This window comes from Christensenella massiliensis, from assembly GCF_040409835.1.
Classification (GTDB): Bacteria; Bacillota; Clostridia; order Christensenellales; family Christensenellaceae; genus Christensenella; species Christensenella massiliensis.
Genome location: NZ_CP117826.1, coordinates 65787 through 78076, shown reverse-complemented (window position 1 = coordinate 78076; position 12290 = coordinate 65787). Strand labels below are relative to the sequence as shown.

13 protein-coding genes are annotated in these 12290 nt (G+C 48.9%); 2 read left to right on the top strand and 11 right to left on the bottom strand.

Annotated features, from left to right (window positions below):
- Positions 1–5: 5 nt before the first annotated feature.
- The 4 genes from PUP29_RS00385 to PUP29_RS00370 all read right to left on the bottom strand — a co-directional run bounded on the left by PUP29_RS00385 (position 6) and on the right by PUP29_RS00370 (position 2885).
- On the bottom strand, positions 6–494 hold the full coding sequence (locus tag PUP29_RS00385) for a hypothetical protein (protein WP_353423546.1): 489 nt from the start codon (positions 492–494) through the stop codon (positions 6–8).
- A gap of 127 nt (positions 495–621) precedes the next feature.
- Positions 622–1377, bottom strand: coding sequence for an exodeoxyribonuclease III (locus PUP29_RS00380; protein WP_353423545.1), 756 nt, complete (start codon positions 1375–1377; stop codon positions 622–624).
- 41 nt (positions 1378–1418) lie between these two features.
- A complete protein-coding gene (locus PUP29_RS00375; RefSeq protein ID WP_353423543.1) occupies positions 1419–2201 on the bottom strand; it encodes a hypothetical protein in 783 nt (260 codons plus the stop codon).
- A gap of 141 nt (positions 2202–2342) precedes the next feature.
- The gene (locus PUP29_RS00370) at positions 2343–2885 is read right to left on the bottom strand and encodes a ferritin family protein (protein ID WP_079545228.1); all 543 of its coding nucleotides are present in this window, start codon (positions 2883–2885) and stop codon (positions 2343–2345) included.
- Between the two features lie 195 nt (positions 2886–3080).
- Between PUP29_RS00370 and PUP29_RS00365 the strand changes: the two genes are divergently transcribed.
- Positions 3081–4460 carry an aldehyde dehydrogenase gene (locus PUP29_RS00365; protein ID WP_353423542.1) on the top strand — a complete coding sequence of 460 codons (1380 nt, stop codon included), beginning with the start codon at positions 3081–3083 and terminating at the stop codon, positions 4458–4460.
- 42 nt (positions 4461–4502) lie between these two features.
- On the opposite strand, the gene PUP29_RS00360 is transcribed toward PUP29_RS00365, so the two are convergent.
- Both PUP29_RS00360 and PUP29_RS00355 read right to left on the bottom strand, forming a co-directional pair.
- Entirely contained in the window at positions 4503–6842 is a 2340-nt protein-coding gene (locus PUP29_RS00360) for a sensor histidine kinase (RefSeq protein WP_353423541.1), read from the bottom strand.
- Positions 6811–7503 carry a response regulator transcription factor gene (locus PUP29_RS00355; RefSeq protein ID WP_079545232.1) on the bottom strand — a complete coding sequence of 231 codons (693 nt, stop codon included), beginning with the start codon at positions 7501–7503 and terminating at the stop codon, positions 6811–6813. The genes PUP29_RS00360 and PUP29_RS00355 overlap by 32 nt, the downstream gene beginning before the upstream one ends.
- Positions 7504–7806: 303 nt before the next feature.
- Between PUP29_RS00355 and PUP29_RS00350 the strand changes: the two genes are divergently transcribed.
- Positions 7807–8838: a DUF4349 domain-containing protein gene (locus tag PUP29_RS00350; RefSeq protein ID WP_079545234.1), complete on the top strand. Its 1032-nt coding sequence runs from the start codon at positions 7807–7809 to the stop codon at positions 8836–8838.
- A 101-nt stretch (positions 8839–8939) separates the two neighbouring features.
- Here the strand turns inward: PUP29_RS00350 and PUP29_RS00345 are convergent, their stop codons facing one another.
- The 5 genes from PUP29_RS00345 to PUP29_RS00325 all read right to left on the bottom strand — a co-directional run bounded on the left by PUP29_RS00345 (position 8940) and on the right by PUP29_RS00325 (position 12270).
- Entirely contained in the window at positions 8940–9236 is a 297-nt protein-coding gene (locus PUP29_RS00345; RefSeq protein ID WP_079545236.1) for a winged helix-turn-helix domain-containing protein, read from the bottom strand.
- 274 nt (positions 9237–9510) lie between these two features.
- Positions 9511–9918, bottom strand: coding sequence for a VOC family protein (locus tag PUP29_RS00340; protein WP_353423540.1), 408 nt, complete (start codon positions 9916–9918; stop codon positions 9511–9513).
- Between the two features lie 71 nt (positions 9919–9989).
- Positions 9990–10724, bottom strand: coding sequence for an ATP-binding cassette domain-containing protein (locus tag PUP29_RS00335; RefSeq protein ID WP_079545239.1), 735 nt, complete (start codon positions 10722–10724; stop codon positions 9990–9992).
- The gene (locus tag PUP29_RS00330) at positions 10721–11620 is read right to left on the bottom strand and encodes a glycine betaine ABC transporter substrate-binding protein (protein WP_353423538.1); all 900 of its coding nucleotides are present in this window, start codon (positions 11618–11620) and stop codon (positions 10721–10723) included. Before PUP29_RS00330 ends, PUP29_RS00335 begins: the two co-directional genes overlap by 4 nt.
- Complete coding sequence (locus PUP29_RS00325) at positions 11617–12270, bottom strand: ABC transporter permease (protein ID WP_353423537.1); 654 nt, start codon at positions 12268–12270, stop codon at positions 11617–11619. The genes PUP29_RS00330 and PUP29_RS00325 overlap by 4 nt, the downstream gene beginning before the upstream one ends.
- Positions 12271–12290: the final 20 nt, after the last annotated feature.

The window sequence follows — 12290 nt, the reverse complement described above, 5'->3', positions numbered from 1 at the left end:
CTTTTTTACGAGAGCTTCATTCCACACGCAGCCTCAAAGCTTTCTCTGTCGTTTTCATAAACATGTGCGATCTTCCCGTCCGCATCCCGTTCCACGAGAGCAAAGGCTCCGTTTTCTATAAATTCGCCGTTTGTCACCGTGTTATGGCCCTTATCGCGAAGCCTCGCAAGCGGTTTTCCGTTAATCCAATCATTTCCGTCTTTTTTGTGCAGAATCACTCCAAAAGGCTCGTACCGCTTCATGAGCTTTTCTTCCCCATTCCATCCGCCGCTGTCTTCGGAGTCGGCATTTCCTATTGCAAATTTTTCAGCTTCTCCTTTTTCCTGTTCCGTGCCGCTTTCTTCCGCACGTTTATTTTGATTGACACTCGTGACCGCTCTCAGCATCTCCCCGGCTTTTCCGTTAAACGGTGCGCAGCCGCATAAAACGCCCGCCGCAAGCATGCCGGCTGCAACGATAGCTATCATTTTTATCGTTCTGCTTTTACTGTCCATTTTTCCGCCTCCGTTCCATATCGCTTTTTTTCATTATAAGCGAAAACAAAACATGATATTTTACGGCATACAGAATACTTTCTTAATATTATATGAAAAGGACAGCCAACGGCTGCCCTTACCCGATTCAATCCTTTAGCTTCAAAAATACCGGACAATGGTCGCTCCCAAATATGTCCGGAGAAATATCTGCCTCCTCGATCCTGTCTTTCATATCTTCGGATACAAGAAAATAATCAATGCGCCATCCGGCATTGTTTGCCCGCGCGTTGAACCGGTAAGACCACCACGAATACCGCCCTGTTTCATCCGGGTGCAGATAGCGAAATGAATCAATGAAGCCGGAGCGGAGAAGCTCCGTCATTTTTTCCCGCTCCTGCGGCGTAAATCCTGCGTTCTTTGTATTCGTCTTTGGATTCTTTAAATCGATCTCCGTATGTGCTACATTAAGGTCTCCGCACACGATCACGCCTTTTTGTTCCTTTAGAGTATGCAGATAGGCGCGGAAATCATCCTCCCATTTCATACGATAGTCAAGCCGTTTCAATCCCTCGCCGGAATTTGGAGTATAGACGTTCACTAAATAAAATCCTTCAAACTCGAGCGTGATCACACGCCCCTCGTGGCTATGCTCCTCCACATCAAAATCATACGTTACCTCGATCGGTTCTTTTTTTGTAAATACCGCCGTTCCGGAATATCCCTTTTTCTCCGCACTATTCCAGTATTCGTCATAATCCTGCAAATCAAATTCCGCTTGTCCGCGCTGCATCTTTGTTTCCTGTACGCAAAAAATATCCGCTCCGCTCGTATGCAGATATTCAAAAAAGCCTTTTCCCGCAGCAGCGCGGAGACCATTTACATTCCATGAGATCAGTTTCATTTTTTCACCTGCTTTCCGCTCTCTTTGACTGCCATATTCTTTTATCTGTTTTTTGTATGCTTCGCAAGACGCACTGCTTCATCCGCCATGATCCGCGCGCGGCGCGCTTCTCCTTCCAGCTTCAGATATTCCTTCTTTACTGCTTCGGCACGTTTCGCCAGCTTTTCAGCTTCCTCCTCAGCCTGCTGCGCATCCCGCTCTTTAAGAGACTGTACGGGGTCAAAATTATCCTCTTTATACAGCCGTACCAAAGTTACGAAGAGAAAAACAGATGCAAGAATGATGCCCGTCATTTCTGTAATGCTCCGTGTCCCGAATAAGCTCATAAGTGCGATCAGAACCGCCCATATAATCAAGACAAATATCAACGTCTTCTTGAATAAGACCGTATAGGAATTTCTCAGGGTCAGCGCAAACAGCATGAGGCTTACCGCGAGAGAAACAGAGGATATCTGCGCGCAAAAATTATGGAGCTGAGCAAAGCCCGGAAAGGTCTCCGGCAGGAAAGGAATGATATTCCCAACGATCAAAACCGCTATTGCAAAATAGACGAACCCCCGTATTTTAGAATGAGTGTTTCTGGTCAGCATCAGTAAATAGCCCATAAAGCCTGCAAAATATGCGCAAAATACGATTGTCCATAAAATGAACCAGAAATGCATATTACCGCTCGTATTTCCCATCGCTGACATAGATACCAAAAGGATATTATCCTGCGTTCCCATAATGAGCGTAAAGACCGGTATGACTGCCAGCGATAGGACAGCATACAATATGATCCTGCCCGTAAGCCGCCACCTATAGGCGAACGATTCGTTTTTCATAAACCAGTTCTCCTCTTTCATTTATTTATGGCCTTTTTTACCATACCATATTGCCGCGGAGGACTGCAATCAAAATTGATTTCCTTTTAGGCAAAAAAATACGGAGCGTTTTTTGGCGCTCCGTATCTTCTCTAAAACTGATTATTTTACAACTCTGTCAAGCAGGCCCTGAAATGCGCAGCCATGACGCGCTTCATCTTTCGCCATCTCATGAACGGTGTCATGGATCGCATCATATCCGAGCTCTTTCGCACGCTTTGCAAGAGCGAGCTTTCCTGCTGTTGCGCCGCATTCCGCATCTGCACGAAGCTGCAGGTTCTTCTTCGTATCGGCATAAACGACCTCGCCCAGCAGCTCCGCGAATTTCGAAGCATGCTCCGCTTCTTCAAAGGCTGCACGCTTGTAGGTCTCCGCAACTTCCGGATAACCTTCCCGGTCTGCCTGTCTTGCCATTGCAAGATACATGCCAACCTCCGTGCACTCGCCCATGAAGTTTTCCCTTAAGCCTTTTACTACTTCTTCGTCAAGCCCCTGTGCTACGCCGATCCTATGCTCATCAGCCCAAACGCGTGCGCCGCCCTGTACTTCATCGAACTTAGAACCGTCCGCTCCGCACTGCGGGCATTTTGCCGGGCGCTCGCCCTCTACCGTGTAACCACATACCTGACATACATACTTAGCCATTCTAAATTACCTCCCAATCTTTTGCGATTGAGCGCTGTGCGCTCATCTTTTTTAAATATACCCTGCCGTGCATTGGTCTAAACAAAATTTTTTTAATTTTTTATTCTTTCGCGATAACTGTATCCTCTTGATTCACTTCTGCAAAAGTGTGGTATAGATATATAAATAGAAAAAATGATAGATCGGAGAACGAATATGAGCCATGCAGCGGAAACTGTAATGATGCAGAACGAATATTTTTATACAGGAGGAACAAAGCCGTATGATGCCCGTATCGAAGCCCTTTCAGCTTTGCAAAGAGCGATCATCCAAAATGAATCCGCCATCTTCGACGCACTTCATGCGGACTTGATGAAAAGTCCTTTTGAGGCTTTCGAGACGGAAGTCGGAATTACGCTCGATGAGATCTCTTTTCTTATGAAGCATTTACGGAAATGGATGAAAAGCAAACGCGTACGCACTCCCTTTTCACAATTTCCTTCCAAAAGCTTCATGCTTCCAGAACCCTATGGCACAGTTCTGATCATGTCTCCGTGGAATTATCCTTTTCAGCTTACGGTCGAACCCCTCGCCGGCGCACTGGCTGCCGGAAATACGGTCGTCCTGAAGCCCTCAGATTATTCCCGCAATACGTCCCGGGTCATCGCTGATATCGTCCATTCCATTTTTCCAGCGTCTTATGTAGATGTAGTGCCCGGCGGGCGCGAGGCCAACCAAGACCTTCTGCAGCAGCAATTTGATTACATCTTTTTCACGGGAGGTGTTTTCGTCGGAAAGCTGGTCATGGAATCGGCCGCTAAATTCGTTACGCCCGTAACACTTGAGCTTGGAGGAAAGAGCCCGTGCATCGTAGACGAAAGCGCCGATGTCGAAACGGCGGCAAAGCGTATCGTTTGGGGAAAATTCCTGAATGCAGGACAGACCTGCGTCGCACCGGACCATCTTTATGTGCACGAGTCGGTCAAAAAAGATCTCCTCGCTCATATCCAAAAAACCGTTGCAGCCTTTTATACGGCGAACCCGCTTGCATGTGTCTGGTATCCAAAAATCATCAATCAAAAGCATTTTGACCGTTTGCTCGGCCTTATGGAGAATACTGAGATCGTTTTTGGCGGGAAGAGCGATCCACAGTCGCTCCGCATCGAGCCGACCGTCATAGACCATGCCGCCTATCACCAGCCGATCATGCAGGAAGAGATTTTTGGTCCTTTGCTGCCGGTGCTTGAATTCCGCAATTTATATGATGTGGTGACTGAAATACGCCGTCAGCCGAAGCCTTTGGCCTTTTACCTGTTTTCATCGAACAAAAAAAATATTCGATATGTATTAGAAACGACATCTTTTGGCGGCGGTTGTATCAACGATACGGTGGTCCATCTTGCCACTTCTCATATGCCGTTCGGCGGTGTCGGCAGCTCCGGTATGGGGAGCTATCATGGCAAAGCCAGTTTCGATACATTTTCACACTACAGGAGTCTTCTGCACAAGTCAAACCGTCTCGATCTTCCGGTGCGTTATTTCCCTCCTACCGATAAAAAGCTAAAGACGCTGCGCAAATTTGTCGGCAAGAAATAAAAACAAAAAGCCGGGAATACCGGCTTTTTATTATCATGACCTCTATTCTTCCTCCTGCGCGTTTTCTGCCGGAAAACAAATTATAACTTTGAACAAATCACCGTCGATTTCTATCCTGAACTTCCCTTTCATAAGCTCCATAAAATTCCTTGCAATAGATAGTCCGAGGCCTGAGCCCTCAGTATGGCGCGACTCATCCCCCCGTTTAAAGCGCTCCATCAGTTCCTCTTCCGACATATTGAGCGGCTCGCGCGAGACATTTTTCACGATGATACAGGCTTCCCCATCTTTCTCTTCAAAATCGATATAGACCCGCGAATGCGCCGCTGCATATTTGATCGCATTGTCTATTACATTGCCGATCACCCGGAACAGCAGCTTGCCGTCCGCATATACATACATACCCGTTTTTTGCCCTGCAACTACGAAGGAAAGGCCGGAGGCTTCCGTTTTATCGGACATTTCCCCCATGACCTGTTCCATAAACTCGACAAGATCGAGCCTCGAAAGCGAGACCGACATATCGCCGCTGCTTGCTTTGGCCGCTTCGAACAGATCGTCCGTCAGATATTTGAGACGCCGCGACTTCATATCGAGCACTTCCAGATAACGCGGTGCATTCGGACTGTCGAGCCCTTCTTTTTTCAAAAGATCGACATACGTCAGAATAGAGGTGAGCGGCGTTTTGATATCGTGTGACACATTGGTAATCAGCTCCGTTTTCATACGCTCCGATTTTACTTCCCGTGTTACCGCCGTATCGAATCCCTCCGCGATATGCTCGATCCCTGCCGCTATCTCGTCAAATTCCTGTCCGCCGCCTTTTGTGATCTGGTAACCGAATTCTCCGTCCTTGATGCGCTGCACGCCTTCCGCTATCCCGCGTACTGCCGCCGCTTTCTGCAGCACATATTTTAAGACTGCCGCTAAATAGATCGCAAGGAATACGATCCCGATAAACACTCCTGTACCGCCCATCAGAAAACCAAAGAGCACCGTGATAAGGCACAGCAGGATGCCGCCTACTAAATACCATAATACGGCTCCTACGCCTTTGGCCTTTGCGCCGCTTCTTTTCCACACAGTCCGGAAGCCGCCGAACACTGCTTCGCAAAGCGTATAATTTTCCCTGCGCTTTACCCGCCGCGAAACACTCATGCTCCACAAAAGCAAAAGCGTCACGCTTACCGCCGTACAAGCGGAAAGACGGAGTATCCGCAAAGCACTCACTGCCATATCCGCAGACCGGAACTCGCTCGCAAACAATGCACCGAGAAAAATTTCGATGACAAGCAAAATGATTCCGCCAATGTCGAGCCAGATCGCATCCAGAAATGTGACCCGCACGCCGTCTTCCTTGGGCGAACGTCCCGCCGTATAAATCAGCCACGCGAATCCCCCGGCAAATAGTACGATCCAAACGACGAGCAGGATGATCGTTGTGAGATAGCCTCTATAACTGATATCATATTCTTGTCTGCTCTTTTCATAGAAAGAATCTGACATCCCCGTATAAATAGAGGCCCCTGTCAGTGATTCCGGCTCGGAGCCATAGGCCTCTTCATAAGCCGTCCGGGTGATTTCCGCATTTAACGCTCCGGCTTCTTTGTAAAGGCCGTTTTCCACACCGTTCCACCGGTATTCCCGGTTGCCCTCGAGTTCCTGAATGGCCGCAATAGGGTCCCCGCTATTCTGCGGCACGTTTGTATAGATCGTCCGGCCGTCTGCAACGACTGCATAGTAATAATTCCGGTTATTCTTCAGATTTTCCTGCGCCTGACGCTCCAGCAGTTCATATTGCTCATCTATATGAGCTTCAGCATCCACCAGAAGCTCCGCATATTTTTCATTGATGGAATCAAGCTGCTTGAGCATATATTCATCCAGCGCCGGAAGTCCTGCATCCGCTATTACAGTCTCTGCGCTTACAGGATCAGGCTGGCCCTGATCCGTTCCTGCCACCGTTTCTCCCTGCGCTGCTGCCGACGCCGCTTCACGTTCCGAAACTTTCGCGCTAAGCGCTCCTTGCAGTTCATTAAGATATGCGTCATAATCGCCCTCCAATTCTGTGCTTCCAAGCACCATGCCGATTTCTCCCGAATAAGAATCCCTCAGTCCGGAGATATAGTTTTGCAGCTCCTGCTGCTTTGCCGAGTCGCTGTATCCATAAAACGCGTGTTCCACGGAAGCTGTATAGCTCTGCATCATGGAAAGATATTCCGCGCTTTCAATATATTTGCTGCTCGTCATCGTTCCGGCGGGATCATATTTGACCAGCCGTATTGCGGAAAAGGAAATCAGGCATCCGGCGGCAATACACAGAATCCAAGCGATGACCTTAAATTTCATGTCATACTTTGATTTTATCGATTTTGTATCCAATCCCCCACACCACCTTTAAATATTTGGGCTCTTTCGGGTTGATCTCGATCTTTTCACGGATCCTGCGGACGTGTACTGCAATCGTATTTTCTGCGCCAACTGCTTTTTCGTCCCACACGCTTTCATAGATCTGCGTAGTAGAAAGGACACGCTCCATATTTTGCATCAGATAGCGCAGGATCTTATACTCCATAGGGGTAAGCTTTACAGGTTCTCCGTCCACTGTGACGGTCTTCTTCATATCGTCAAGAACGAGCCCTCCTGTCTGAAGCACGCCGCTTTCTCCCGCCATGCTCCCAAGCGATGTGTAGCGCCGGAGCTGGGACTTCACGCGGGCGACCAGCTCAAGCGGGTTGAACGGCTTTGCCAGATAGTCGTCCGCTCCGGAATTCAATCCTAAAATCTTATCGTTGTCCTCTGATTTGGCACTCAGCATGATGACCGGTATGTTTTCGCTCTCCCGCAGCTTCATCGTAGCGCGAATACCGTCCATCCCCGGCATCATGACATCCATAATGATCAGCTGAACATCCTCTTCCTGCGCATACTTGACCGCCTGCGCACCGTCGTACGCTTTCAGGACCTCATAGCCCTCATTGACCAAATAGATCTCGATCGCGTCTACGATCTCCTTGTCATCATCGCACACCAGTATCCTCATGTGCTCCACACCTCCGTTATAATGGCTTGACTCATACCATTATAACATGCCTTTTCCTTTTTCCATAATGTTAGGATAGATCATAAATATTAAAAATAAACTCCGAAAATTCTTAAGAGTTTATGACGATCTCTCCTCATTTATTACCGTTTCGTTAAAACTCTGTCACGATCCTGTTTCTTTGTGAACACTGTGTGAATTTATCCGGCCTCCTGCTGATTTTGTAGTATAATGAAACCAGCTTATATACTTCGTTCAATATCCATACAAACAAACGAATAAAGTCATTATGGAGGTAAAACCATGAAAAAGATCGCTGTCATTCTATTATGCTCCGTCCTGTTTCTGGCATCCTGCTCCGCAGCTCCGTCTGAAACAAGCAGCAGCGCTGTGATGTCCGCTTCTGAAAATGGGTATGAGGCTTCCTCCGATTCCGGCGCAGTCAATGAGGAAAGTGCGGCGGAACCGGAGAGTTCCGAGGAATCCGGCGGGCTCGGCAGTCTCTCAGACCCCATTCTTCCGGAGACCGGCCGCAAATTGACATACAGCGCTTCCCTCAGCATCAATACCAAACAGTACGACGCGGACTATGCAAAGATCAATGAGGAGCTTTCCGCGGTAGGCGGTTACGTGGCAAATGAGGAAAGTGCGGCATACTCTTCCGATACCGGAAAAAACCATGGAAGAAATTCCTATTTTTCCCTGCGCATTCCGGTAGACCGCCTCAATGAATTTTTGGAACGCATCTCGGGAGTCGGTGAAATCGTGAGCAAGCATAAAGCCACAGAAGACCTTACCTCAGAATATTACGATACTGAAGCCCGCATCGAGGTTTTAGAGCTGCGCCGGGAACGGCTGATGAGCTATCTCGAGACTGCCGCTTCCACAGAGGATATCATTGCCTTAGAACAGGAGATCTCCGATGTACTTTATGAGCTTGATCAGCTTCAGGGCAGCAAGCGCAGAATGGACACCCTGATCGATTACGCGACAGTCGACGTAGAGCTGATAGAGCTTATCACACCGGAGACGATCGGCGCGGACGGCAAGCCGCTCGGCGACCGTGCCTCCGACGCATTTGCGATGTCTTTGACAGGCGTTGGTGAATTTATGGAAAACTTCGCCGTCTTTTGGGCGGCAGCTCTGCCGGTGATCATATTGATCGCTATTTTTGCAGCAGTAATTTACGCGGTGATACGTCTTATTCTATGGCTCCGCAGAAAATATTATGAAAAGCATCCGGAAAGACGCCCCTCTCGGCCTGTACCGCCTGTCATACAGCAGTCTTCCTCTCCGCGGCAGTCTCCCGGCGGTGACAGTCAAACGAAACAGTGAAAATCATCTCTATAAAAATATCCTGCCTTTTTGGCAGGATATTTTTATAGATGCTCAGTAAACAAAAAACGGTATGCCCACCCGGCACACCGTTCTCTGTTTTAGGCGGTGAGGGAATATCCCTGCTTTCGGAACGTCTTGATCAGCTTTTTTTCATGCCCGTCGTCTATTTTCGCCCTTAAAAATCTGATATATACATCCACCACATTGGAAAAGCAATCGTAATCGCAATCCCAGACATGCTCCAAAAGCTCCGCACGGGACACAATCTTGTCTTTATGCAGCGCGAGATATTTCAATACCTCGTACTCTTTTGCGGTAAGCCTGATATCTTCATCTCCACGCCGAACCGTCCGATTATCGATATCCACCGCTAGGTTGTCAACCATGATACGCATAAATGTTCCATCCTTTCTTTTTTACTTGCTGGCACCCAGCCGCCCGTACACGCTCCCGCATATACGCGTGGCCGGTTACGCATATCATACCGCCAACCTTACGTCTTATTGATAAGCCCGCAGAACGCATTCTAATCATAATTTGCGGTATTTGTTTGTAAACATTTCATTAACGCACGGTTCACTCTTCCCACAGCATGAAGACAGGCCGCAGAATCGATCTGCGGCCTGTCTTTTCCTTTTCCGGTTCGTCTTCATTTTTCCCAAAACAGGCTCAATACGGAAAAACCTCATTGATTTCCAGATGTTCCCCATCCGGCCCGCGGAACGTGAGCCATTTCGCTCCATTCGGGAATACATTCGCCCCGAGGACCGGCTTATCCGTCTCAAAACGGATGCCCCGCTCCTCCAGAAGCTTTTGTATGCTTTCAATGTCTTCCACTGCGAGTGCAATGTGGTCTACCCATCCGTCCTGCCTTTTCTGCGGATTTGCAGTGCGTACAAGCTCAAGCACGAGGTTCCCGTTTTTCACGAATGCCACGTCTGTCGTCGTTCCATCCGCTTCCGGAACGCCGCACTCATAGATCGTCTCAAAATCAAGGACCTCCTCATAAAATTTTTTGCTGCGTGCAAGGTCTGTAATAAATACACCGATATGCGCGAGCCCTTCCATCTTTGCCATAAAATCCCTCCCTGAATATTGATCGAGTACTTCAAGGATATCTCTTTTCGAAAGCGTATGCAAGTGGAAAATCATTCACATTCCAGCTGCTTGATGAACTGCGCTGCGTAATCCCCATTCGGATTATTCCGTACATCCTCCGGCGTGCCCTGCTGCACGACCTCTCCCTCGTTCATGATGAGTATCCATGAACCGAGGCGGACCGCTTCGCGCAAATCGTGCGTAACGAATACGATCGTCGCTTTTGTGCGCTCGTGGATATCTCTGATTGCATCCTGAAGCTGTTTTCTCGTAATTCCATCGACCGCTCCAAACGGCTCGTCCATCAATAGTATCTCGGGCCTTGCCGCAAGCGCGCGTGCGATCCCGACGCGCTGCTGCTGTCCGCCTGACAGCTCGCTTACATTACGCTCCATGATATCTGCGGGCAGCGCGACCATATCGAGCAGTTCGCCTATATGCTCCGGCGAAATCTTTTCTTTCTTAAGGCGCGGCACATACGCGATATTTTCCCGTACATTCAAATGCGGGAATAATCCGCCTCCCTGAATCACGTAACCGATCTTTCTTCGGAGCGCGATCAGATCGGTGTGGGCCGTATCCATCCCACCAACGCGTACAGAACCGCTGTCCGGCAGCAGAAGCCCGTTGATCATTTTAAGCATCGTTGTCTTTCCGCCCCCCGAGCCTCCAACCACGGTAAGGAACGCCCCTTTCCGTATCTCAAAGCTGAAATCCCGCAGAGCATATTTATCCTCATACATCTTCTCTGCCCTATCAAAAACGATGATCGTCTCCTGCCTCATAGCAACCCCTTTTCCATCAAAAAATCCACCGCGACCGTTTTTTCGTCCTCCCCGTTGTTTTCTACGCGGTAATTGAGTTGCGCCATTTCCTCATCCGTCAGGAGCCCGTCCATTTTCATCAGCACTTCGCGCAGCTCCGGATGTATCTTGAGGAGCTCTCCGCGCACGACCGTTCCGCAATAATAAGACGGGAAAAAATTTTTATCGTCTTTCAGCGTTTTCAGTCCGTACGCGCCGAGCAGACCGTCTGTCGTAAAAGCGTTTATCACGTCCACTTCATCCGTTCCGATCGCCTGATATTTCAGGCCGATATCGAGATCTGCCGTATCCGCAAATTGATATCCATACTCTGCGCAGAGCGGCTCATAGCCATCCGTTCGTTCATAAAAATCATATTCTGCGCCGAATTTCATACCGGGAGCGAGTGCCGCAAGGTCAGAAAATGTCTCCGTGTTATGTTCCTCTGCAAATTCCTCCTTGACCGCCAGCGTATAGGTATTGTTGAAGCCATAGAGTCCTATCCATTCCATATCGAACTGCTCCTTATACTGCTCCTGCAATTCCTCATACATTTCTGTGGGCGTTAATTTTTCCGTTCGTTTCAGAACGTCTGACCATGCCGTTCCCGTATATTCCGGATAAAGGTCAAAATCCCCTTTCACCATGGCTGGATGGATGTTTCCGGTGCCCCCGGCGATCCCCTTTGTGATCTCCACATTGAGGTCTGTGTCCTGTTCGATCAGCGCACCAATCATTTCGCTTAAAATAAACTGCTCCGTCATTGGCTTTGCAGCGATACGGACCGTATCTGTCCGCGTTCCCGCACAGCCTCCGAGGATAAATGCTCCGCATATCAAGACCGCAGCCAGCAGGGCTGTCCATTTCCGTCTTTTCATTTTATCATACCCTTCCCATTGATTTTTCTATATATCTTCTTTTCAAAAAAACCGGCAATCAGATCGGCAGCCAAAGCAAGCCCTGCAATCAGCAGGCTTCCTGCTACCGTCATTGCCATATTGTTTGTCGTGATGCCTCTGTAGATCGCTACGCCGAGGCCGCCTGCGCCTACGAAAGACGCAATGCCGCACAGAGCGATCGTCATCACGATCATATTCCGCGCGCCCGCCAAAATGACCGGCATCGCAAGCGGCAGCTTGATCTTATACAACAACTGGCTATCGGTGGAGCCCATTCCCCTGCCGGCCTCCACGATCGCCGGTGATATTCCACGGATACCCGTGTAGGTGTTGCGTACCATCGGAAGAAGCCCATACACGGTCAGTGCGATCACCGCCGTCATATCGCCGATGCCCGTTGCCGGTACCAGAAAGCCCAGCATGGCAATGGAGGGGATCGTATAAATAAAATTGGTGACCCCTAACACCGGAAACGCAAGGCGCGTATGCTCTGAGATCAGTATCCCCAAAAAAATACCGATCAGGGCCGCAAGACCAATCGCCGTAAAGGAAAGCTGAAGGTGCTGCAAAATAAGCTGAGCGAAAAAATCCCAGCGGGATGCGTACAATTGGAAAACCTCTGCAATCATAAATCATTTTCTCCTGACCA

Bases quoted from the DNA above. Each gene is read 5' to 3' on its own strand.
- PUP29_RS00325 (WP_353423537.1), bottom strand. From the start codon at position 12,270: ATGATTGCAGAGGTTTTCCAATTGTACGCATCCCGCTGGGATTTTTTC.
- PUP29_RS00340 (WP_353423540.1), bottom strand. From the start codon at position 9,918: ATGGCAAAGATGGAAGGGCTCGCGCATATCGGTGTATTTATTACAGAC.
- PUP29_RS00330 (WP_353423538.1), bottom strand. From the start codon at position 11,620: ATGAAAAGACGGAAATGGACAGCCCTGCTGGCTGCGGTCTTGATATGC.
- PUP29_RS00335 (WP_079545239.1), bottom strand. From the start codon at position 10,724: ATGAGGCAGGAGACGATCATCGTTTTTGATAGGGCAGAGAAGATGTAT.
- PUP29_RS00380 (WP_353423545.1), bottom strand. From the start codon at position 1,377: ATGAAACTGATCTCATGGAATGTAAATGGTCTCCGCGCTGCTGCGGGA.
- PUP29_RS00385 (WP_353423546.1), bottom strand. From the start codon at position 494: ATGGACAGTAAAAGCAGAACGATAAAAATGATAGCTATCGTTGCAGCC.
- PUP29_RS00375 (WP_353423543.1), bottom strand. From the start codon at position 2,201: ATGAAAAACGAATCGTTCGCCTATAGGTGGCGGCTTACGGGCAGGATC.
- PUP29_RS00365 (WP_353423542.1), top strand. From the start codon at position 3,081: ATGAGCCATGCAGCGGAAACTGTAATGATGCAGAACGAATATTTTTAT.
- PUP29_RS00370 (WP_079545228.1), bottom strand. From the start codon at position 2,885: ATGGCTAAGTATGTATGTCAGGTATGTGGTTACACGGTAGAGGGCGAG.
- PUP29_RS00345 (WP_079545236.1), bottom strand. From the start codon at position 9,236: ATGCGTATCATGGTTGACAACCTAGCGGTGGATATCGATAATCGGACG.
- PUP29_RS00355 (WP_079545232.1), bottom strand. From the start codon at position 7,503: ATGAGGATACTGGTGTGCGATGATGACAAGGAGATCGTAGACGCGATC.
- PUP29_RS00350 (WP_079545234.1), top strand. From the start codon at position 7,807: ATGAAAAAGATCGCTGTCATTCTATTATGCTCCGTCCTGTTTCTGGCA.